At 62.2% G+C, this 22,595-nt stretch carries 18 protein-coding genes and 1 riboswitch; of the genes, 6 read left to right on the forward strand and 12 right to left on the reverse strand.

Annotated features, from left to right (window positions below; all coding sequences use genetic code 11):
- Positions 1-11 precede the first annotated feature (11 nt).
- Complete coding sequence (thiC, locus tag ACIOVD_RS19545) at positions 12-1,901, reverse strand: phosphomethylpyrimidine synthase ThiC (RefSeq protein WP_401129691.1); 1,890 nt, start codon at positions 1,899-1,901, stop codon at positions 12-14.
- Between the two features lie 148 nt (positions 1,902-2,049).
- Positions 2,050-2,155: riboswitch (TPP riboswitch) on the reverse strand.
- A 195-nt stretch (positions 2,156-2,350) separates the two neighbouring features.
- On the opposite strand from thiC, the gene ACIOVD_RS19550 reads away from it, so the two are divergent.
- Positions 2,351-3,784, forward strand: a complete 1,434-nt coding sequence (locus ACIOVD_RS19550; protein WP_401129693.1) for a TolC family outer membrane protein — start codon at positions 2,351-2,353, stop codon at positions 3,782-3,784.
- A 122-nt stretch (positions 3,785-3,906) separates the two neighbouring features.
- On the opposite strand, the gene waaA is transcribed toward ACIOVD_RS19550, so the two are convergent.
- The gene (gene waaA / locus ACIOVD_RS19555; RefSeq protein ID WP_401129695.1) at positions 3,907-5,184 is read right to left on the reverse strand and encodes a lipid IV(A) 3-deoxy-D-manno-octulosonic acid transferase; all 1,278 of its coding nucleotides are present in this window, start codon (positions 5,182-5,184) and stop codon (positions 3,907-3,909) included.
- Between the two features lie 23 nt (positions 5,185-5,207).
- Positions 5,208-6,098 carry a LysR family transcriptional regulator gene (locus ACIOVD_RS19560; protein WP_401129697.1) on the reverse strand — a complete coding sequence of 297 codons (891 nt, stop codon included), beginning with the start codon at positions 6,096-6,098 and terminating at the stop codon, positions 5,208-5,210.
- 103 nt (positions 6,099-6,201) lie between these two features.
- Between ACIOVD_RS19560 and ACIOVD_RS19565 the strand changes: the two genes are divergently transcribed.
- The 4 genes from ACIOVD_RS19565 (at position 6,202) to ACIOVD_RS19580 (ending at position 9,647) form a co-directional block, all read left to right on the forward strand.
- Positions 6,202-6,534, forward strand: coding sequence for a multidrug efflux SMR transporter (locus ACIOVD_RS19565; RefSeq protein ID WP_015093202.1), 333 nt, complete (start codon positions 6,202-6,204; stop codon positions 6,532-6,534).
- Between the two features lie 119 nt (positions 6,535-6,653).
- Positions 6,654-7,829: an FAD-binding oxidoreductase gene (locus tag ACIOVD_RS19570; protein ID WP_159993382.1), complete on the forward strand. Its 1,176-nt coding sequence runs from the start codon at positions 6,654-6,656 to the stop codon at positions 7,827-7,829.
- Positions 7,826-8,638 carry an aldo/keto reductase gene (locus tag ACIOVD_RS19575; protein ID WP_401129700.1) on the forward strand — a complete coding sequence of 271 codons (813 nt, stop codon included), beginning with the start codon at positions 7,826-7,828 and terminating at the stop codon, positions 8,636-8,638. Before ACIOVD_RS19570 ends, ACIOVD_RS19575 begins: the two co-directional genes overlap by 4 nt.
- 43 nt (positions 8,639-8,681) lie before the next feature.
- Complete coding sequence (locus ACIOVD_RS19580; RefSeq protein WP_095169622.1) at positions 8,682-9,647, forward strand: metal ABC transporter ATPase; 966 nt, start codon at positions 8,682-8,684, stop codon at positions 9,645-9,647.
- A 44-nt stretch (positions 9,648-9,691) separates the two neighbouring features.
- On the opposite strand, the gene hldE is transcribed toward ACIOVD_RS19580, so the two are convergent.
- The 3 genes from hldE to ACIOVD_RS19595 form a co-directional block, all read right to left on the reverse strand.
- Positions 9,692-11,116, reverse strand: coding sequence for a bifunctional D-glycero-beta-D-manno-heptose-7-phosphate kinase/D-glycero-beta-D-manno-heptose 1-phosphate adenylyltransferase HldE (gene hldE / locus ACIOVD_RS19585; protein ID WP_095169623.1), 1,425 nt, complete (start codon positions 11,114-11,116; stop codon positions 9,692-9,694).
- Between the two features lie 163 nt (positions 11,117-11,279).
- Positions 11,280-13,088 carry a lipid A export permease/ATP-binding protein MsbA gene (gene msbA, locus ACIOVD_RS19590; RefSeq protein ID WP_095169624.1) on the reverse strand — a complete coding sequence of 603 codons (1,809 nt, stop codon included), beginning with the start codon at positions 13,086-13,088 and terminating at the stop codon, positions 11,280-11,282.
- A 15-nt stretch (positions 13,089-13,103) separates the two neighbouring features.
- A complete protein-coding gene (locus ACIOVD_RS19595) occupies positions 13,104-14,276 on the reverse strand; it encodes an O-antigen ligase family protein (protein ID WP_095169625.1) in 1,173 nt (390 codons plus the stop codon).
- 109 nt (positions 14,277-14,385) lie between these two features.
- Between ACIOVD_RS19595 and ACIOVD_RS19600 the strand changes: the two genes are divergently transcribed.
- Positions 14,386-14,991 (forward strand): toluene tolerance protein, encoded by a 606-nt coding sequence (locus tag ACIOVD_RS19600; RefSeq protein ID WP_095169626.1) that lies wholly within the window; start codon positions 14,386-14,388, stop codon positions 14,989-14,991.
- Here the strand turns inward: ACIOVD_RS19600 and ACIOVD_RS19605 are convergent.
- From ACIOVD_RS19605 to ACIOVD_RS19630, 6 genes are all read right to left on the reverse strand, one after another.
- Complete coding sequence (locus ACIOVD_RS19605; RefSeq protein ID WP_401129703.1) at positions 14,977-16,080, reverse strand: glycosyltransferase; 1,104 nt, start codon at positions 16,078-16,080, stop codon at positions 14,977-14,979. The two genes, ACIOVD_RS19600 and ACIOVD_RS19605, sit on opposite strands and share 15 nt — an antisense overlap.
- 109 nt (positions 16,081-16,189) lie before the next feature.
- Positions 16,190-17,146 (reverse strand): glycosyltransferase, encoded by a 957-nt coding sequence (locus tag ACIOVD_RS19610; protein ID WP_320333491.1) that lies wholly within the window; start codon positions 17,144-17,146, stop codon positions 16,190-16,192.
- Between the two features lie 85 nt (positions 17,147-17,231).
- Positions 17,232-18,635, reverse strand: coding sequence for a PIG-L deacetylase family protein (locus ACIOVD_RS19615; RefSeq protein ID WP_401129706.1), 1,404 nt, complete (start codon positions 18,633-18,635; stop codon positions 17,232-17,234).
- A gap of 8 nt (positions 18,636-18,643) precedes the next feature.
- Positions 18,644-19,540, reverse strand: a complete 897-nt coding sequence (locus tag ACIOVD_RS19620; protein ID WP_401129708.1) for an antimicrobial resistance protein Mig-14 — start codon at positions 19,538-19,540, stop codon at positions 18,644-18,646.
- Positions 19,540-20,670, reverse strand: a complete 1,131-nt coding sequence (locus ACIOVD_RS19625) for a glycosyltransferase (RefSeq protein ID WP_159993358.1) — start codon at positions 20,668-20,670, stop codon at positions 19,540-19,542. The genes ACIOVD_RS19620 and ACIOVD_RS19625 overlap by 1 nt, the downstream gene beginning before the upstream one ends.
- On the reverse strand, positions 20,654-22,411 hold the full coding sequence (locus tag ACIOVD_RS19630) for a carbamoyltransferase (protein WP_095169632.1): 1,758 nt from the start codon (positions 22,409-22,411) through the stop codon (positions 20,654-20,656). Before ACIOVD_RS19630 ends, ACIOVD_RS19625 begins: the two co-directional genes overlap by 17 nt.
- Between the last annotated feature and the right edge of the window lie 184 nt (positions 22,412-22,595).

A 22,595-nucleotide genomic window follows, 5' to 3' on the forward strand; every position in this document is an offset into this window, starting at 1 on the left:
TTCGGGTCAGATCAAACCTTCTTGTACAGCTGGCTACCTTCCTGCTTGAAGCGCTCGGCCTGTTCGGCCAGGCCTTGGGCGACGTCCACGTCCACCGCTTCGATCCGTTGGTTGGCCGCATACTCGCGGACTTCCTGGGTGATCTTCATCGAGCAGAATTTCGGCCCGCACATCGAGCAGAAATGCGCGACCTTGGCCGAGTCCTTCGGCAGGGTTTCATCGTGGTACGAGCGGGCGGTGTCCGGGTCCAGGCCGAGGTTGAACTGGTCTTCCCAGCGGAACTCGAACCGTGCCTTGCTCAAGGCGTTGTCGCGGATCTGCGCGCCCGGATGGCCCTTCGCAAGGTCGGCGGCGTGGGCAGCGATCTTGTAGGTGATGATCCCGGTCTTCACGTCATCCTTGTTCGGCAGGCCCAGGTGCTCCTTGGGCGTGACGTAGCAGAGCATGGCGCAGCCGAACCAGCCGATCATTGCGGCACCGATGCCCGAGGTGATGTGGTCGTAACCCGGGGCGATGTCGGTGGTCAGCGGGCCGAGGGTGTAGAACGGCGCCTCGTCGCAGCACTCCAGCTGCTTGTCCATGTTCTCCTTGATCAACTGCATCGGCACGTGGCCCGGGCCTTCGATCATGCACTGCACGTCGTGTTTCCAGGCGATCTTGGTCAGCTCGCCGAGGGTTTCCAGCTCACCGAATTGTGCAGCGTCGTTGGCGTCGGCAATCGAGCCCGGACGCAGGCCGTCGCCCAGCGAGAAGCTGACGTCGTAGGCCTTCATGATTTCGCAGATGTCTTCGAAATGGGTGTAGAGGAAGTTTTCCTTGTGATGCGCCAGGCACCACTTGGCCATGATCGAACCACCACGGGAAACAATGCCGGTCACGCGCTTGGCGGTCAGCGGCACATAGCGCAGCAACACGCCGGCGTGGATGGTGAAGTAGTCGACGCCCTGCTCGGCCTGCTCGATCAACGTGTCGCGGAACAGCTCCCAGGTCAGGTCTTCGGCGGCGCCGCCGACTTTTTCCAGGGCCTGGTAGATCGGCACGGTGCCGATTGGGACTGGCGAGTTGCGGATGATCCACTCACGGGTTTCGTGAATGTGCTTGCCGGTGGACAGGTCCATGACCGTGTCCGAACCCCAGCGAATGCCCCAGGTCAGTTTCGCCACTTCTTCTTCGATGGACGATCCCAGGGCACTGTTGCCGATGTTGCCGTTGATCTTCACCAGAAAGTTACGGCCGATGATCATCGGTTCCAGTTCGGTGTGGTTGATGTTGGCCGGGATGATCGCGCGACCGCGGGCGATTTCCTCGCGCACGAATTCGGGGGTGATGATTTTCGGCACGCTGGCGCCGAAGCTGTGGCCGGCGTGTTGCTGGTCCAGCAGGCCGGCCGCGCGGGCCACTTCCAGCTTCATGTTTTCGCGGATGGCGACGTATTCCATCTCGGCGGTGATGATGCCTTGGCGCGCGTAGTGCATCTGGCTGACGTTGGCCCCGGCCTTGGCGCGGCGCGGGTTGTTGACGTGGGCGAACCGCAGCTTGGTCAGCTCGGCATCGGCCAGGCGTTCCTGGCCGAAGTTGGAACTCAGGCCTGGCAGGCGCTCGGTGTCGCCACGGGCTTCGATCCACGGCGAGCGCACGTCGGCGAGGCCTTTGCGCACGTCGATGATGACGTTCGGGTCGGTATAGGGGCCGGAGGTGTCGTAGACCACGACAGGCGCATTGATTTCACCGCCGAAGTCGGTCGGGGTGACGTCCAGGCTGATTTCGCGCATCGGCACCAGGATGTCCGGGCGCGTGCCCTGGACATAAATCTTTTGCGAGCAGGTAAAGGGCTGCACCGATTGTTGATCGACCTTGGCCGATTCACTCAGGTGGGTCGCATTTTTTAGTTTTGTGGTCATCACGGGCTCTCCAGACAGCATCCAGGCAGTGGATTGTCGGAGCAGAACCTGAAAGGCACGGAGGCACCAGGACTGGTGCTGTGCATCATCTCGCGAAGCGTTCGATTGTCGAACAATATCCCGGACGAAGCACAAGAGGACTCGCCGGGTGACGAGAAATCTTGTTCCCTACGCAGGCGCTAACCTGATCAGGTTCAACGGGATCCGAAATTATTCGATCTCAGCCTCATAGCAAGGCACCCCGACAAGAACCCGGCCAGTCTAGACATAACCACCCAAGAACGCCAACCCCGGATTAAACAGCGTGATGAATGGCGTAATTGCAGGATTGTTGCCCCAGGTCACCACAACTACACTCGCTACGCCATGCCACGCCTTGACGCTGACGGGCCCGCGCCGTAGCTTGGCGCTCTATTTCTTGTCGCATTTTCAATTCTAGGGATCGCCTCATGCTGCGCAAACTCTCACTGGCTCTCGCCGTGTCTTGTGCGTCCAATGGAATGGCCTGGGCAGCAGACACGCCCCTGTCGACCAAGACCGACCTGGTCAGCGTCTACCAGGAGGCAGTCGACAACAACGCCGACCTCGCGGCGGCCCGTGCCCAATACGGCGCGCAAAAGGAAGTCGTGCCGCAGTCGCGCGCCGGCCTGCTGCCGAACCTCTCCGGTGGTGCGGAAATCGCCAACGTGCGCACCGACATCGACACCCCGGCGGCCATTGCCAACCGCAACGCGCATTTCTACCAGGCAACCCTGGCCCAGCCGTTGTTTCGCGCCGACCGCTGGTTCCAGTTCCAGGCCGCCAAGGATGTCAACGAACAAGCCGCGTTGCAGCTCTCGGCCACCGAGCAGGACCTGATCCTGCAGACCGCCCAGACCTACTTCAACGTGCTGCGCACCCAGGACAACCTGGCCTCGACCAAAGCCGAAGAAGCCGCCTTCAAGCGCCAGTTGGACCAGTCCAACGAGCGCTTCGACGTCGGCCTCTCGGACAAGACCGACGTGCTGCAGTCGCAAGCCAGCTATGACACTGCCCGCGCCAACCGGATCCTTGCCCAGCAACAGGTGGACGACGCGTTCGAGGCCCTGATCACCCTGACCAACCGGCAGTACAACTCGATCCAGGGCATCGTCCACACCTTGCCGATCCTGCCGCCGGCGCCCAATGACGCCAAGGCCTGGGTCGACACCGCAGCCCAGCAGAACCTCAACCTGCTGGCCAGCAACTACGCGGTCAGCGCGGCCGAAGAGACCCTCAAGCAACGCAAGGCCGGGCACGCCCCGACCCTCGATGCCGTGGCGCAGTACAAGAAGGGTGACAACGACGCCTTCGGCTTCGCCAACCCGAACCCTCCTTTTCCGCCCTACAGTGGTGACGTGACCCAGACCACCGTCGGCCTGCAGCTGAATATTCCGATCTACAGCGGTGGCCTGATCAACTCCCAGGTCCGCGAGTCGTATGCACGCCTGGACCAGAGCGAGCAACAACGTGAATCGCTGCGCCGCCAGGTGGTGGAGAACACCCGCAACCTGCACCGCGCGGTGAACAGCGATGTCGAGCAGGTGCAAGCGCGCCGCCAGTCGATCATCTCCAACCAGAGCGCGGTGGAAGCCACTGAAATCGGTTATCAGGTGGGGACCCGCAATATCGTCGACGTGCTCGACGCCCAGCGCCAGCTGTACACCTCGGTGCGCAACTACAACAACAGCCGCTACGACTACATCCTCGACAACCTGCGCCTGAAACAGGCGGCCGGCACCCTGAGCCCGGGCGACCTGCAAGACCTCAAGCGCTACCTCAAGGCCGACTACAACCCGGACAAAGACTTCCTGCCACCGGACCTGGCCAAGGCTGCGGCCGAACAGTTGAAAGCCCGACCTTGAGCTGACACTCAAACCCTTGTAGGAGCGAGCTTGCTCGCGATAGCGGTAGATCAGTCAACATTGGTCTTCAATGTGCAGCTGTCATCGCGAGCAGGCTCGCTCCCACAGGTTGTGTAAATTGATCAACCCTTGAGCAACCGCCCCAACCCATCCAGCAACCGCTGCAACGCGCCCTGGTTGGCGCGCATCACGGTCAATCCCGCTTCGGCCATTTGCTGCGCATCGCGCGGCAGTTCGAACAGGCGCTGCACCGCCACCGCCAGCCCATGGGCGTCCTCCACCTCTTGCAGGGCCTTGGCATTGCGCATCAACGCCGCGATCTCGAGGAAGTTGAACAGGTGCGGGCCACTGAGTACCGGCTTGGCCAATGCCGCCGGCTCCAGCAGGTTATGCCCGCCGTTCGGCACCAGGCTGCCGCCGACAAACGCACTGTCCGCCAAGGCATAGAGAAACAGCAGTTCGCCCATGGTGTCGCCGAGCAGCACCGCGGTATCGGCGTTGACCGGCGCGCCGCTGGAGCGCCGGACCGTGTTGAAACCCTGCTGCTGGCACAGCTCGAACACCGAGTTGAAGCGCTCCGGGTGACGCGGCACCAGAATCAGCAACGCGTCCGGGTGGCTGGCGAGCAACTGCCGATGAGCCGCCAGCACTACCTCGTCCTCACCCTCATGGGTGCTCGCGGCGATCCACACCGGTCGCTGGCTCGCCTGCCATTGCTCACGCAGATCGCTGGCGCGTTGCAGCAAGGTCGGGTCGATGCTCAGGTCGAACTTGATCGAACCCGTTACCTCGACCGTTTCCGCCCGCGCCCCTAGCGCCCGGAAGCGCTCGGCTTCGGCATTGGTCTGCACAGCGAACAGGCTCATTTCGGCGAGCATCGGCTGCGTCAGTTGGCGAAAACGCCCGTAGCCCTTGGCCGAGCGTTCGGAGAGCCGGGCGTTGGCCAGCGCCACGGGAATCGCGCGCTTGGCGCATTGGTGAATATGGTTGGGCCACAACTCGGTTTCCATGATCACCGCCAGCTTGGGCTGGACCCGGTCGAGAAAACGCGCGGCGGCACAAGGCAAGTCGTACGGCAGGTAGCAGTGCTGGATCCGCGGTTGATTGGCGAACAACGCCTGGATTCGCTCCGAGCCGGTCGGCGTCATGCAGGTGACGGTAATCGGCAGCTGTGGATAACGCTCCAGCAGCGCACGAATCATCGGCGCCGCGGCGATGCTCTCGCCCACCGACACCGCGTGCACCCAGATCCCGCCGGGCGCCATCGGTGGCAGGCCGATGGAAAATCGCTCGCCGATACGCTTGGCGTACGCCGGCGCCTTGCGCGAGCGCAGCCACAGTCGAATCGCCACCAATGGCAGCCCCAGGTAAAACAATGCGGTATAGAGGGTTCTGTTCATGGGGCCGGAGTTTATCGACTTTTTCAGGCAATCGCCTGCAACTGCACGGCAAAACGTTCGGCCAGCCACCGCGCCGCCGGCCCCAGCGTCTCATCGCGGCGCCAGACCAGCTCCACCACCAGCGCCGGCGGCGTCCACTCGCTGAGCAGTTCGACCATCTGCCCCTGATACGCGGGGTACTGCACCACGTGCCGGGGCAACCAACCCCAGCCCAGGCCACGCATCAGCCATTCCGCCAGCACGTAGAAGCTGTCGGCGCGCCAGACCTGCGGACTGGCCTGTTCACTGCCGGGGTAGACGCTGGAATGGGTGGCCATCAACAGTTGCCGGTGCTGGGCCATTTGCTGGCAATTGACCTGGCCACCCGCTGCCAGCGGATGCCCCACGCCACACACGGTGACCATCTCGACACTGCCCAGCACCCGCCGCTCCAGCGCTTCAGGGATCTGCTCGTGATAAAACAGCAGGCCCAGGTCGGCCTGGCGCTGGACCAGCTTGCGCGCGACATCGCCCTGGGCGGCACTGGCCAGTTGCACCTCCAGGCTGGGGAATTGCTCAGCCAGCGCCTCCAGGCTGTCGAGCACCGGCTGATAGGGCATCGCCTCGTCCTGGGCCAGGCGCAGGCGCGCCTCCTGGCCACGCATCAAGGCCTGCGCCCGGCCATTGAGGCGCTCGCACTGGCGCAACACTTCCCGCGCCTCTTCCAGCAAGGCGCTGCCGGCCTCGGTCAGCCGTGGCTGGCGGCCGCTGCTACGCTCGAACAGGCTGACACCCAGGTCCGCCTCCAGCAGTGCTATCGAACTGCTGACAGCCGACTGCGCCTTGCGCTGGTCGCGGGCCACGGCAGAAAACGAGCGCTGCTCGGCGACGCTGACGAACAACTGCATCTGCTCCAGGTTCCACTGAATACTCATGCTGTAACCCATCTTCAAATCAGATAGGTAATGACTTTACCGCATCTAAGGAATCACTAGAATGCCGACCTCAGAAAGCAACACTTCATACGAGGATTGACCCATGACCGCTTACTACTACCTGGCCATCGCCATCTGTGCCGAAGTGATTGCCACTGTTTCGATGAAAGCGGTCAAAGGCTTCAGCACGCCCCTGCCACTGGTGCTGGTGATCGTCGGCTATGGCATCGCCTTCTGGATGTTGACCCTGGTGGTGCGCAGCGTTCCCGTCGGCGTGGCGTATGCAGTGTGGGCCGGCATGGGCATCGTGATGGTCAGCGTCGCCGCGCTGTTCATCTACGGGCAGAAGCTCGATGTTCCGGCCATGCTGGGCATGGCGCTGATCGTGCTCGGGGTGGTGGTGATCCAGCTGTTCTCGAAAACTGCCGGGCACTGAGGGCAGCGGCAAGCGGCGAGCTTTCAGCTACAAGAGGGGGATTTCTCCGGCTCTGGCTTGCAGCTTGAAGCTTGAAGCTTGAAACTTGCGGCTTCGCTTAAAAACACTGAGGTCGCCGCATGCCATCCGTTATTTCCACCGACGTACTGATTGTCGGCGCTGGGGTTGCCGGGCTCTGGCTGAATGCACGCCTGCGCCGCCAGGGGTTTGCCACCGTGCTGGTGGAGAGCGCCAGCCTCGGCGGTGGGCAGAGTGTCAAATCCCAGGGAATCATCCATGGCGGCGCCAAGTACGCGCTGCATGGCGCCCTGACAGGCGCCTCGGAAGCCATCGCCGACATGCCGCGGCGCTGGCGCGAGGCCCTGGCCGGTGACGGCGAGCTGGACCTGTCCGGTGTACGCCTGCTCTCCGAAGCCCATTACCTGTGGTCCCCCGGCACCCTGGCCGGCAACCTCACGAGTTTCTTCGCCAGCAAGGCCGTGCGTGGACGGGTCGACCAGGTCAAGGGCGAGCAATTGCCGCCAGCCCTGCAAGACAAACGCTTCAAGGGCAAGGTCTATCGCCTGGCCGAGTTGGTAGTCGATGTCCCCAGCCTGATCAGCCGCCTGGCGCAACTGGCCGGTGATGGCCTGCTGGCTGCACAGCAGATCGAACCGTTGCTGGAAGACGGTCAGTTGGTCGGCCTGCGGGTCGACGAGCGGGAGATCCGCGCGCAACGCATCGTCCTCAGCGCCGGCGCCGGCAATGCCGACCTGCTCGCCGCCCTGGGCCTCAGCCAGCCGGCCATGCAATGCCGGCCGCTGCACATGATCCTGGTCAAGGGCCCGAGCCTCAAGCCGCTGTACGCCCATTGCCTGGGCGGCGGGCCAAAACCGCGCATCACCGTCACCACCCATCCGGCGGCCGATGGTCAATGGGTCTGGTACCTGGGCGGTGATATTGCGGAAGCCGAAGGTGTAGCACGCGAACCCGCTGCGCAAATCGCCGCCGCGCAAAAAGAACTCGGGCAACTGCTGCCCTGGATCGACCTCAGCCAGGCGCAGTGGGCAACCTTGCGCGTCGATCGCGCCGAGCCGCAGCAGTCGGGCCTGAGCCGTCCCGACAACGCCTTCCTCGCCGAGCAGGACCGCCTGCTGGTGGGCTGGCCAACCAAGCTGGCACTGGCCCCGGACTTTGCTGACCGGGTGCTCGCTGCCCTGCAGCGCGACGGCATCCAGCCGAGCCACCCGGCGCCCTTGCCCGACCTGCCGAAACCACCCATGGCGGTACCGGCCTGGGAGCAACTGCTGCCATGAGCCAGGCCACTCTGCACGATTTGCATCGCCCTCTGGGCAGCACCGGCCTGCGGGTTTCGCCACTGGGCCTGGGCACTGTCAAGCTGGGTCGCGATCAAGGGGTGAAGTACCCCAACGGTTTCCAGATCCCGGACGACAACGAAGCGCGCATGCTGCTCAAGCTGACCCGCGACCTGGGCATCAACCTGATCGACACCGCCCCCGCCTATGGCCGCAGCGAAGAACGCCTCGGCCCGCTGCTGCGTGGCCAGCGCGAAGACTGGGTGATTGTCAGCAAGGTCGGTGAAGAGTTCGCCGACGGCCAGTCGCGCCACGATTTCAGCGCCGCCCATACCCGCTTCTCGATCGAGCGCAGCCTGCAACGTCTGGAAACGGATTTTATTGACCTGGTGCTGGTGCACTCGGACGGCAACGACCTGGCGATCCTCAACGACAGTGAGGTCTACCAGACCCTCGCCGCGCTCAAGGCCGAGGGCAAGATTCGCGGTTTCGGCTTCTCCGGAAAAACCGTCGAAGGCGGCCTGAAGGCTCTGGAACAGGGCGATTGCGCCATGGTCACCTACAATCTCAACGAACAGGCCGAGCGGCCGGTGATCGACTACGCTGCTGCACACGGCAAAGCGATCCTGGTCAAAAAAGCCCTGGCCAGCGGTCACGTGTGCCTGAGTCCGGGGGTGGACCCGGTACGTGCCAGCTTCGAGTTGTTGTTTGCCCAACCCGGGGTTGCCAGTGCTATTGTCGGGACCATCAATCCGCTGCACCTCGCCCACAATGTGGCGACCGTTGCTCAAGTCCTAGCCAGTCGTTGAACCGCCGCCGAGGCGGCCGACCCCGACGCAAGAAGGAGCCGACATGCCGCGCACGCTCATAAGAAAGAACCCCAGCAACTTCAAGACCCTGCCGTTATACGTCGAAGCGACTCCCGAAGGCCTGAGCTACCAGAGCGTCGGGATGCCGCTCAACTTCTCCCAGACCCTGCAACGTCGACGCCCGGTCACGGTGGCCAATGCCGAACACTTTGCCCTGGAGCTGGCCAACCTCGGCGTGTCAGTGCGCCTGACCCTGCATTGGCAGAATCGCGACTATTGGGTGTTGGTGCGCCAACGCCGCCAGGACCGTGGCGATGTGGTGCTCAAGCTGATTTCCGGTTACGTGCCGGCCCACGAGCTGAATCTGCCGCTGCACACGGCGATTCAGGAGATCGCCGAAGAATGCCTGCTGGAAACCCCGGAAGGCTGGCTCGGCGGTCGGTTCAACGACACCTGGCTGCCAGCGCCCTATGCCACCGCCCTGCATTACCGCGAAGCCATGCCGTTTCGCCTGACCCCGGAGTCGGGCGCGGCACGCCCGGTGCGCTGCGCCAACCTGCAATTGATTGAGCGCCCACGGGCCTACGTGCACCTACCCACGGCGTCGCTGCAACTGATTTACGATTTGCGCCTGGATGTGCCCAAGGAAGCCAAGTCCCTGAGCCTGTTCCATGTCGACGAGCGCCTGGAAGGCGATCAACTGGTCGCCCGCCTGGATCGCAAGCGCCCGGACCTGTACCTGATGCCCCTCAAGGATGGTCAGCCGCTGCCCGAGCTCTACACCCTGAAAAAGGATCAGTTGTACCCGGCGAGCACGCGTGGTCTGTACCTGGCCGAGAGTTTTGCCCGGCAGGAAGGCTGGCTGGTACGCGATGAACGAATCAAATGGAAGGACTGGCTCAAGCAACAAGGCTTGAGCCAGCCAGGCAAGCCGTCAGGCTTGAGCCGCCTGACCGGCAAGGCCAGGCAACTGCTGAAGAAAATCGTGCCGCGCAAGGCGACCCGCTAAACGCGGGCGGTGGCGAGGGAGCAAGCCCTCGCACCGGCTCAGCCTTACTCGGTCTTGCGGATCTTCTCGACGATCGCGGTAGTCGAGCTGTTTTCCACCAGCCCCAACACCTTCACCGTGCCGCCATAGGCGCTGACGATATCGGCGCCGACGACCTGGTCGATCCCGTAGTCGCCACCCTTGACCAGCACGTCCGGCTTGACTTGGGTCAGCAGGTTTTCCGGGGTGCCTTCAGGGAAGCTGATCACCCAGTCCACCGCGCCCAGGCCCGCCAGTACGGCCATCCGCCGATCAACGCTGTTGATCGGTCGGCCAGGGCCTTTCAAGCGGCTCACCGAAGCGTCGTCGTTGACCGCGACGATCAAGCGATCGCCCTGGGCCCGCGCCTGCTCCAGGTAGGTCACGTGACCCGCATGGAGAATATCGAAGCAACCGTTGGTAAAGACGATCGACTCGTTGTGCGCACGCGCATCGTCGACGGCCAGCAACAGTTGCTCGAGCCCCAGTACGCCGCGCTCCGAGCCTTCTTCACGCTGAATCGCCCGACGCAATTCCGGAGCACTGATGGCCGCCGTACCCAGCTTGCCGACCACAATGCCCGCCGCCAGGTTGGCCAGTGCCACTGCGTGGGGTAGTTCTTCGCCAGCCGCGATCGCCGCCGCCAAGGTCGAAATCACCGTATCGCCGGCACCCGTCACGTCGAATACCTCGCGGGCACGCGCCGGTAGGTGCAGCGCCGGATGATCGGGACGCAACAAGGTCATGCCGTGCTCGCCACGGGTCACCAGCAACGCGCCGAGATCCAGGTCGTGCATCAGCTTGGCACCCTTGCTCACCAGGTCGTGCTCATCGACGCAACCGCCGACAATGGTTTCGAACTCGCTGAGGTTAGGGGTGATCAGGCTGGCGCCGCGATAGATCGAGAAGTCCTTGCCCTTGGGGTCGGCCAGCACCGGAATGCCACGGGCACGAGCCGCCTGGATCAGCACCTGGTGGTTCTTCAAGGCGCCCTTGCCGTAGTCGGACAGCACCAGCACCTTGATGCCTTCGAGCAGATTATCGACCTCGGCGCCGAGCGCCAGGGCGTCGGTGGCGAAGGGTTCCTCGAAATCGATACGCAGCAGTTGCTGGTGACGACTCATGACCCGCAGCTTGACGATGGTCGGCTGGTGGGCGATGCGCTGGAACAACGCCCGCACGCCAGCGCCCTTGAGGCTGTTGGTCAGGCTGTCGGCAGCTTCGTCGTCACCGGTCACGCCGACCAGGGACGCTGGCGCGCCGAGCGCAGCAATGTTCAACGCAACGTTAGCGGCACCGCCCGGGCGGTCTTCGATTTGCTCGACCTTGACCACCGGCACCGGTGCCTCAGGAGAAATCCGTGAGGTACCACCATGCCAATAACGGTCGAGCATGACATCGCCGACCACCAAGACAGGGGCTTGATCGAATCGCGGCATGGACAACTTCATGGTGCAACCCACATACAAAATGAACAGGGGCGCGATATTAGCACAGGGTGAACGCTGGCTAGTTCGAGAGCTTCATCGGCTGTGATGCAGACTGTGAAATTGTTTATTTTTTAAACAATTCAGACAAATAGAGGGGTGAGCCAGGCTCACCCCTCTGTCGTTATCAGGCAATACCGGCCGGAGTCGGCTCATCCAGGCCCATGGCGTGCAGGCGCGAATAGTACCCGCCCTGGGCCAGCAACTGGGTGTGGGTACCGCGTTCGACGATTTCGCCGTGATCCATGACCAGGATCAGGTCGGCTTTCTCGATGGTCGACAACCGGTGGGCAATCACCAGGGTGGTGCGGCCCTTCATGACTTTATCCAGGGCTGCCTGAATATGGCGCTCGGACTCGGTATCGAGGGCGGAAGTCGCCTCATCGAGGATCAGCAATGGCGCGTTCTTCAACAGGGCGCGGGCAATGGCCAGGCGCTGGCGCTGACCACCTGACAGCAGCACGCCGTTTTCCCCGACCTCAGTGTCCAGGCCCTGCGGCAACTGGGAAATGAAGTCCATGGCATAGGCGTCTTCAGCGGCCTTCTCGATGTCCTCGCGAGGCGCGCCGGCCAGGTCGCCATAGGCAATGTTGTTGGCGACCGTATCGTTGAACAAGGTCACATGCTGAGTGACCTGGGACACGTGCTTGCGCAGGTTACGCAGGCGATAGTCTTCGATCTCGACCTCATCGAGCAGGATCTTGCCGCTTTCGTGATGGTAGAAACGTGGAATCAGGCTAGCCAGTGTCGATTTGCCGCTGCCCGAACGCCCCACCAGCGCGATCATCTGCCCGGGGGCTGCGCTGAAGCTGATGTTTTTCAATACTTCCCGATCGGTACCCGGGTAGGTGAAGCTCAGGTTGTGCACATCCAGGCGACCGCTGATGCGCTCGCGCTCGACTGTGCCGCTGTCGACTTCCGGCTCGACGTCCAGTTGCTCGAAGATGCTTTCAGCACCGGCGACACCCTTCTGGATGGTCGAGCTGACTTCAGACAGCTGGCGGATTGGCTTGGGCAACAAACCGGCAGCGGTGATGTAGGCCACCAGATCACCGGCGGTGGCATCACCGCGCAGGAACAGCACCAGGAACATCAGCGAGGCCATGGCGGTATAGATCACCAACTGCAGCGCCGGGGTGTAGATGGCGCTGGTGCGGGTCATGCGCAGCTGCTTGTCAGTATTGCTTTGGCTGGCCCGGGCAAAACGCTGCTCTTCGTAGCTTTCGCCACCGAAGCTGCGGACCACGCGATAGCCTTGAATGGTTTCGGAAGCGACATGGGTCACGTCCCCCATGGCCACCTGGATTTTTTTGCTCTGCTTGCGGAATTTCTTGCTGGTGTTGCCGACCATGAAGGAAATGATCGGCAGGATCGCCAGCATCACCAGGGTCAGTTTCCAGTTCATCCACAACAGGTAGGCAAACAGGAAAATCACTGTCAGGCCTTCACGAATCACCACCTTGATGGCGTCGGTCGCCGCCCCGGTGACCATGGTCACGTTGAAGGTAATGCGGGAAATCAGATGCCCGGAGTTATGGGTATCAAAATAGCGGTTAGGCAATACCAGCAGCTTGTTGAACAGCTCCACCCGCAGGTCATGCACCAGGCCCAGGGAAACCTTGGCCAGGTAGTAGTTACTCAGGAACGAACCCAGTCCCTGCCACGCCGCGATCAGAATGATCAGCAGGGGCACGGCCACCAGCAACTGCAGGTCCTGGAGGAACGGCACATTGGGGAAGAGCACGGCTTCGGGGTTGCTCAAGCCATCGACGAAGTACTTGAGAATCCCGGCCAGCATCGGTTGAGTGGAGGCAAATATCACAAAGCCCAGGATACTCAACAGGAAAATGCCTACGTAGGGTTTTACATACCCCAGCAGTCGAAAATAGATTTTCAGGCTTGAATCCTGTTCCGCATTGGGCGGTGCTGCACTCATCGTAGAGCTCACTTCTTAGGTAGAACGCGGAATTTTATCACAGGCTTGGAACTTGGCCTGTGTCCATACCAAAACGCTGGCCAGGCCCACCGGCAACCAACTGATGAACCACTCGGCACGCGGCGAACCACTGATGCTCGCCGCGTCGAATTGCATGGCCAGGAACGAGAACATCCAGATCCCGATGATGCCACGGCCGTACACCGTATCACGTGCCCGCCACGCCTCGCGCAGCACGGCAAACCAGACCACACACCAGAGCAGCAGCCCGGGCAGCCCCAATTCGATGGTGATATGGGTAAACAGGTTGTGGGCGTGATCGAACTCATGGCCTTCGGTAAACACCGAGTAGGCCGAACCCAGGCCCAGGCCACGCCACGGGTGCTGGGCAATCATGTCCAGGCTGGCCATCAGGATTTGCGGGCGGAATGAGGCGCCCCGGGCCATCACCAAAGGCTCCAGCAGCCAGAATGCGAACATCGCCATCGTCAGTGCGCCGACGGCGATCAGACGGCTGTGGCGGTCGCGACTCCAGATCGGCATGCTGACGAACGTCAGCAACAGCGCCAGTGCCGCGCCCCGGCTCTGGGACAGCACGACAAACCCGCACAGGAATGCCAGCGCCACCACCCAGACCGCCTGTTTCCAGCGCTCCTGCGGGATCCAGTGCGCCAGCCAGACAGCTGCCAGGCCCAGCACATAACCACCCAGGATCGGATGAGCCAACTGGCCCAGGCCAACCAGGCGCGCGGTCCACAGGTTATCGTCGACCAGGTAGAACTTGATGGCCGCCAGCACCGCCGTCAAGGCCAGCCCCAGGCCGCCCCACTGCATGATGCGAATCACCCGCTCGGGGCGGGTATTGGCAAGTACCGGGAAAAACAGCAGGAAGACGATGACGTACAGCGCGCGCTTGGCACCGCGCGAAGGTTCGGGATCCTGGGTCCAGAGCAGGGTCAGCAACGCCCAGGCTCCCAGCGCCAGGACCGCCAGGCACAGCACCCGCTGCGCTTGCCACAACTCAGCCAGTCGAGCCCGTGCCGACCAGGCCAGAAACAGGGTCGGCAACCAGAGAAACGCGACCAACCCTTGCTGGTAAATCTTGTTGGTTGGAGCGAACGCGATAGCGAGCAAAAACCATAGAAGACCTGTCGCCATCCAAACCTGCGCCCAACGCGTTTCCTGCATCTACCCGCTCCCGCTGAAAAATCCAAGTGCCAACACGGCATGGTTAAAACAACAACTTTTCGGCATCATTGATCGCACATACGCCCCATTTTTCTACAAGGCTTCCTACATGCAATGCTTCCGGCTTCCACACGCCGCTTTAACTCAAATGGTTGAAGGCGCCAGAGTACTAGAAGCCGACAGCTTCGGCCCGAAAGTATTCCTTTTGCCGGACGGCAACATTCTCAAGCTGTTCCGGCGCAAGCGACTGCTCTCGTCGGCCCTGTTTCGCCCGTACTCGAAACGCTTTATCGAGAACGCCGCCCAGCTCGAAAAACTCGGCATCCCGACCCTGCAGACGCTGAAATTCCATCAACTGGAAACGCCCGGCATGACGGCAGTCCTCTACCGCCCCTTGCCTGGCGAAACCTTGCGCCAGATTGCAGCCAAGGCAGGCTTCGACTGGCAACAGGCATTACCCGCATTGACCCTGTTCATTCGCCAGTTGCACAGCGCCGGGGTCTACTTCCGCTCGCTGCACCTGGGCAACATCGTGGTGACGCCCGACAATCAGTATGGCCTGATTGATGTCGCCGACATGCGCTTCACCCGCGGGCCGCTGCCACCGCATCTAGTCAAGCGCAACCTGCAACACTTCGCGCGCTATATTGAGCGCGAGAAGCTGAACGAGAGCTTTCCAATGCACACTCTCGAGCAATCCCTACTGCCGGCATGACAACAGGGTCCGGGCTGCCTGGCTGAATTCCAGCCACCCGCGGTCCGGGCACAGTACCGCCGATTGAGCCTGGGCAATCTGCTCGGGAGCGACGCTGAACGTCTTGATCAGCGCCTCGCTCCAGGCTTGAGTGTCTTCTGTCGCGGCGTACCACCCCGCCTCTGCCAACTGCTCGCGGAACACCGCAAGCTCGCTGCTCAACACTGGCACACCGGCCAGTACTGCCTCCTGCAGAATCAGGCCCAGGCCTTCTTCCAGCGACGGGATCGCCACCCAGTCGAATGCTCGATACAGCCTTGCCACATCGTCCAGGTGCCCAGGCAGCGAGACATTCCCCTGCAGGCCGAGCTGGTTGATCCGCTCCTGCAGGGCGGCGCGTGCATGCCCTTCACCGACAATCACCAGGTGCAGGCGCGGACGCTCGATCAGCGCCATGGCAAACGCCTCAATCAAGCAGGCAAATCCCTTGTTACCCACCAGACGCCCCACTGCGCCCACCACCGGAGTGTCATCGGTGGGCAGGTGCAGACGGGTTCGGGCCTGTTCGCGAGACAGCAGGCGGGAGCGAAAGTCGACAGGGTCAAGCGCACTGCGCAACGTGATGACCGGCAAATGCAGAGCGCTGGACAATGACTCAGCAAGGGTTTGGGAAACCGCCGCCAGGGTCAACCGGGAGGAATCGAACCCCGCCAACAACTGACGGTCGGCGGCCCTGATCCGGGTTTCCCCGTGAAACAGCACCACCGCACGCAGCGACGGCAGTTTTTCCAGGACCGGCAACAAGGCGCGAGCAGTGCCCAAGCCATCGAGCAACACCACTTGTGTATCCGTGTCCTTGAGGGCGCGGTGGAAGTGCGCGCGCATCCTGCTCTGCAGCAGTTTCCAGACGTGTTTGCCCTTGAGCCGGCTGGAGGACAAGTGCCATTCCCGGGTTTGCCCGATATCGGCGGCACAGCCTTGCTTATCGCCGCACAGCAGCCAGGTATTGACCGTGATGGTCGGATCCACCTGGCTCAGAATCTGCCGATGAACCTTGTGGATGGAGGCAAAGGCTGAGCCACCGGACCACATGACATTGAGGATACTCATCGAGCGGGGCACCCTTTTCCACATCGGCTTGAGGCACTGTTGGACCCCAACAGTGCCTGGTCATTGCCAGTTATAGTTTCAAATGCTCTCAAACGCTTGGAATACCCGGTCAAATACCCAACTTCAGGCGAATTCGTTCGACCAGGCTCAAGGCCGCGCGCGGTCTTAGCGGGGGCTGGAGCTCTTCGACGATCCGCTGGCCGACCCGCGCAAAACTGAACTGGCTGACGGCCAGGTCCCGGCCATTGCGGGCAATGCTGGCTGCCAGCCCAGGATCGGCACGCAGCAGCGCAAGCTTTTCCTGCAACTGTGCAATGTCACGATAGAACACGATGTTGTGCATGTCCTGCAGGCCCAGCGCGCGGCTCTCGGCCTCGCCCTGGTCGAAGGCCAGGAGCACGCAGCCGCAGGCCATGGCTTCGAAATTCTTGATCATGAACTCGCCCATGCCGACATCGGCACTGACGAAAAAGCGGATCCGGTTGAGCGTATCGCGATACTCGTCACCGGACTTGGTGCGAGTCACCACCAGCGGTTCGACACTGGCCAACTCGTCGAGCAATGCCTTGCGCCCACTGTAGGCAACGCTGTTGGTACTGCCGACGAAGGCCAGCTCGATATCGCGCTCCCGGCCCTGATCCTGCAACAGGCTCTGGTCATAGCCCTTGGGCACGAACACCGCGTCGAAGCCCTCCTGGCGCAAGCGCTCGGCGACCACGAAGCCGGAACTGATGACCCGTGCCCACGGCAGGCGGCGGTAGTGCGCACTGAACTTGCCGGTGTATTTGCAAGGAATGTAGTTCTGGTAGGCGTCGTGTTCGAGGATCACCAGGTTGGGGATGGTGCGGATAAAACTCGCCTGGCGGATTTCCTGCTTGAACCGCAGGAAAAACACGATGCGCTCATAACGCGTCACATCCACTTCACGACGGAAGTAGCGGCGCAGGTTGCGCTGCTCGTCACTGCTGAGCCACCGCAGGTCGCATTCACAATGATCGGCCACGCCTTCATACAAGCGGTCGAGAATCGCCCGCTGTTCTTTCTGCACCAGAAATAGAACCTTCATCGTTTTCCTTGCAGTGCCCGCCAGCCCAAAAAAAGTGCAGAGATTAACCCACGATCTCAGTAGAAAGATGTCCCGCAATACATAATTACAAACGCCAGAACAGCTCGTGGCGACGCACTGCCTTGCGGAAAAACTCATTTTCGCCATAGGGCGAACCCCGACGCCCTGCCAGCCAGCGCTGCAAGCCACGGCGCAAGCGCCGCTTGAAGGGTGCGCGGGGCTGCAGGTCATGCATCATGCCCAGCGCCATGGCCTTGTCCCGCTGCTGTTCGAGCGACAGGCTCAGGCAATACGGCTGCAGCACCTGCGACCCGTCGAACACCGGCGGCAAGGCAATCCCGGCACCGGAGTCGCCCATGGGCCAGCGATCGTTGTCGTGCAGGTGATTAGCGTAGCCGAGCAGTACCGAGGGTTGCCACTCAAGCCCCTGCAACGCCTCCAGCACCGCTTGCTGGGCACAGATGTGGTCAGGGTGGGGATCGAGCGAGCTGTGGGGCAGGACGATCACCTCAGGGCGCGCCTTGAGCAGGACTTCGCGCAGATCGGCCAGCAGATTGTTCCAGGTCGGCTGGCCGTCGAGGTCGCCCGGCAAGGTAAACGGGTTGAACCGGCGGAAGGCGCGGATATCGCCCAGTTCGGCCTCGCGGGAGGCCACCGGCTGTTGCGGTGCCGCCTGCATGGCAGGCAACTGCAGGCAGAAATACCCCAACTGCACGCAGTGCGCCTCGGGCACACCGGCCCAACGGGGCACCGTAATACTGTCCCAGGCGCGCAGACGGCCCTTGAGCCGCGATGCCTGGACCTTGTCCAGGCCCATCGCCTGATAATGTTCGGCTTCGATTTCACCGGCCGTCAGGGTAACGATCCAGGTCTCGGCAGCCTGGCTGTACAGGCCGAATGCGGCGAGTTCGGCATCATCGGCATGGGGCGCAATCACCATGACCCGCTGCTGGCGGTAGTCCGGTTGTTCGATCGACCACAGCAGCGGCTCCCCGGCCAGCCGGCAGAAATGCCCACGCAAGCGCAACTGACCGGCAGACAGAACCTGCGCCTGGCCACTGAGGTTGAGGTAACGCAGGCCACTGACCCCGCGCTCGAAGACTTGCCGATCCGGCTGATCACCGCCAGCCAGCTCGACCACCGGGTCGAAAAAGCGCCCCAGCCAGGTGCTCTTGACCTGCACGGCCAGGACCAGCGTGGTGTCGTCCGCCAGGATCACGCCCTCATCCAGCAACAGCCGGTCCCCGTCCAGGCGAACCTTGGGCTGCGGGGTGTACGGCGGGAAGCTGTAGACGTAATCGTCCTTGGGCGAATAAAACAAATGGTCGGCGAACCAGGCCTCGTGGGCGACCCAGGCCAGCACCGCCAGCACCAGCGGCACCCACCAGGCCAGCAGCACGCCGATGCCGACCAACAGCACCAGAGTGATCAACAGGCCGATGCGTTTGTTGCGTCGATGACGCTTGAGCAGTTGCTGCTTGCGACTCATGGGCTGGCTCATACAGTGAAGACGGGCACGGGATTGCACCAACGGTCCTTGTATTCACGATCTGCGCGACCAAACGAAAAGCGCAACGGCTTGTCGACTGCCCGCGCCTGCTCCCAGGCACTTTGTGTGTTGAGAAAGCTCAGCACGCTACCGGGGCTGAACTCACGGGTCTCGGGGTCGACCCCGCCATTGATGTACTCGACGCTGATCCACTGCGGCGCTTGCACCCGGTACACCAGCTGGATCGCAATCGGCGCATCGTTGAGGAAGATCACCGAACCGATCAACAACTCGCGCAGCAACTCCAGCACCTCGCTCATGCGCGCCGCACCCGTGGCTGGGAAACCCCAGCGGCGCTGGAACAGATCGCAGTAGATAGCGGCCAGTTCGCTGCTGGAAAACTCGCTGACCGATCGCACCACGCCGCCCGCTTCTTCCAGCAAGCGCAGTTCACGGCGCTGGTTGTAGCGAAATTTCTTCGACAGTTCTTCGGGTGTGCGTGCCATCGCCAATTGCTCGGCTTGCAGCCTGAGGCCGGTGAAACGACCTTCATTGAGCGCCGACAAGTAGCGGGCACGATGGCGCAGCACGGCCTGGGCATCGGGGGCGGCCGGCAGAATCAACTCGGCATTGCCGAGGTCAAACAGACCTTTCTTGCCATGACGCTTGAGCACATCCTTGGACAAGGCCAGGTCGCGGCCCCAGGTCGGGATCGCCGCCTGCAGCTCGCCGCCCTGCTCCCAGGCCAGGTAACGTACGGGAATACCGGCCAGGTCAGCCAGGCGCTCGACCACCAGCGGGTGAGTCGCGACGCTGCCCCCCCAACGTTGCCAGGCGTCGCTATAGGTCGACGCGTCGACAACGGACCAGCCGCGTTCGCGCCAGCCTTGGAATCGGTTGAGCATCAAGCCCTCGTCGTCAGATCAATGACAGGCGGCAGACGCCAGAACGCCTCGCGTACCGCGCGATCGGAAAATTGCTGGCGCAGGCGCTCGAGCATCAGCTCGGCGCACAACTGGCGCTCCCGCTGGTCCATCCGGGCCAGGTGTTGCAGCCCTTGCGCCAGGTGTTCGGCGTCGCCCAGAGGAAACAGGATTCCGACGCCTTCGACCACTTCCTTGGCCCCGCCACACGCCGTGGCCAACAACGGCACGCCGGCCGCCATGGCTTCGAGTAGCACCATGCCAAAAGGTTCATGGTCGGAGCTCAAGGCAAACACATCAAAAGCGCGGAAGTAGCGACGCGCTTCAGGCACTTGGCCGAGGAACAACACGCGATCGCCGATCCCCAGTTCGCGGGCCAGTTCCTTGAGGTCCTGCTCCAGGCGGCCGGTGCCGAGAATCGCCAGTTGGCTATCGACCGGCAAGCCTGGCAAAGCCTGGGCAAAGCCGTGGAGCAGCGTGGCCTGGTCCTTGTCCGGGTGCAGGCGGCCAACGTTGCCGACCACCCAGGCATCCGGCGACAGGCCCAACTCTTCCCGCGCCTGGGCGAAGGACAGCTGGCTGGCCTGCAAGGCGTCGACATCGATACGGTTGTAGAGCGTTTGAATGCGTGCTGCCGGCCATTTCGGCAGGCAGCGGCGCATGTCGTCGCGCACCGCGTCAGAGACCCCGAGCAGGCTCAGACGCTTGCGGAAAATCTGCGCAAACAGCTTGCGCGTACGCCGCTGGTAGTCACCAAAGGCGTGGTGCACGCCAATCACCGGCAGCGCCGTGGCGAGCAAGGCGATGTAGATCGGCTTGAACCGGTGGGCGATACAGAAACTGAACTGGCGCGACTGGGCGATCTTGCGCAGATCGGCAATCGCGCCCAGCTTCAGGCCACGAATGGCCTTGGAGCTGTATTCCATGAACAGCACTTCGTCAGACGCGCAGCCGGCTGCGACTTCGGCATCGGCCACCCCGGTGAGGAACACCGTGGTCACACGATAACCGGAGCCCGCAAACAGGCTGGCGTACTGCCGGGCGCAGTCCAGGAACGGCCCGTCATAGCCGTGACAGAACTGCAGGACATGGCGCTCAGCCGAGCGTGTCATAAGCGTCCGCGCCGTCTTTGACCACTAGAATGTCTTCCATGATCAAATACTGTAGATCGGAACCGAAGAACATGTTCAGCGCGTCGGTCGGCGAGCAGATCATCGGTTCGCCACGACGGTTGAGCGAGGTATTGAGCGACACACCGTTGCCGGTCAGCACTTCCAGGGCTTTCATCATGTCGTAGTAGCGTGGGTTGTACTCACGCTTGAGCACCTGGGCTCGGGAGGTGCCGTCTTCATGGACGACTTCCGGCACGCGGGTCTTCCACTCTTCAGCCACTTCGAAGGTGAAGGTCATGAAGGGGGCCGGGTGATCGATCTTGATCATCTGCGGCGCCACGGTGTCGAGCATCGACGGGCAGAAAGGCCTCCAGCGCTCGCGAAACTTGATCTGGTGGTTGATCCGGTCAGCCACGCCAACGGCGCTCGGGCAACCGATGATCGAACGACCACCAAGGGCACGCGGACCGAACTCCATGCGCCCTTGGAACCAGGCTACCGGGTTGCCATCGACCATGATCTTGGCGATGTTTTCCGGCATGTTCTCAAGCTTGCGCCAAGCAGGCTTGCTCGGGTGACGGGCACACGCGGCGATCACGTCTTCGTTGCTGTACGAGGGGCCGAGGTAGACGTGTTCCATCTTCTCGACCGGTACGCCACGGGCGTGGGACACATAGGCAGCGGCGCCGACTGCGGTGCCGGCATCGCCGGATGCAGGCTGCACAAACAGCTCTTTGACGTCGTCGCGGGCGATGATTTTCTGGTTCAGCTTGACGTTCAACGCACAGCCACCGGCGTAGGCCAGCTTGCCGGTTTCCTTGAGCACGTCGCCCAGGTAGTGGTCGATCATCTGCAGCGAAATTTTTTCGAACAGCGCTTGAATGCTGGCGGCGTAGTGGATGTAAGGCTCGTCGGCGATGTCACCTTCGCGCTTGGGACCCAGCCACTCGATCAGCTTCGGCGAGAAGTAGTAACCCTTGCCCTTCTCTTTATAGCGACGCAGGCCGATGACGTTGGCGTAGTCGGTGTTGATCACCAACTCACCGTTTTCGAACGAAGCCAGGCGCGAGAAATCGTATTTGCTGGCGTCACCGTACGGCGCCATGCCCATGACCTTGAACTCACCGTCGAGCATGTCGAAGCCGAGAAACTCGGTGATCGCGCCATACAGGCCGCCGAGGGAGTCCGGATCGAAGAATTCCTTGATCTTGTGGATCTTGCCGTTTTCGCCGTAACCGAAGAAGGTCGTGGCGTACTCGCCCTTGCCGTCGATACCCAGGATCGCGGTTTTCTCTTTGAAACCGGAGCAGTGATAAGCGCTGGAGGCGTGGGCCAAGTGGTGCTCGACCGGCTCGATCTTGATTTTCTTCGGATCGAAGCCCAGTTGCTCCAGGCACCAGACGATCTTGTTGCGATAGCGCTTGTAGCGACGGTTGCCCATCAGGATCGCGTCAAGTGCGCGATCCGGGGCGTACCAGTAACGCTTGGCGTACTGCCAGCGGGCCTTGCCGAACAGGCTGATCGGGGCGAACGGGATCGCGACTACGTCAACGTCTGAAGGTTTGATACCGGCCTGTTCCAAGCAGAACTTCGCCGATTCGTAAGGCATGCGGTTCTTTGCATGTTTATCGCGTACGAAGCGCTCTTCTTCAGCAGCCGCGACCAGCTTGCCGTCGATGTACAGCGCTGCGGAAGGATCATGGCTAAGGGCGCCGGACAGGCCAAGAATCGTCAATGCCACAGGGGTCTAGCCTCTTTAGTCTGCATGCAGGCGACGTGCGCCTGGAAATAATGTGTCCCCGCACCAAGGCGAGAAACAGCTAAAGGGCGAGATTATAGCGTAAAGATGACGGGCGGCGAGGACTGCGTCCTCGAACGCAGCCTCGCGGGCTCGACAGCTGCTACGGGGGGTTGGGGGTATACCC

Source organism: Pseudomonas sp. NPDC087626 (assembly GCF_044743405.1).
Classification (GTDB): Bacteria; Pseudomonadota; Gammaproteobacteria; order Pseudomonadales; family Pseudomonadaceae; genus Aquipseudomonas.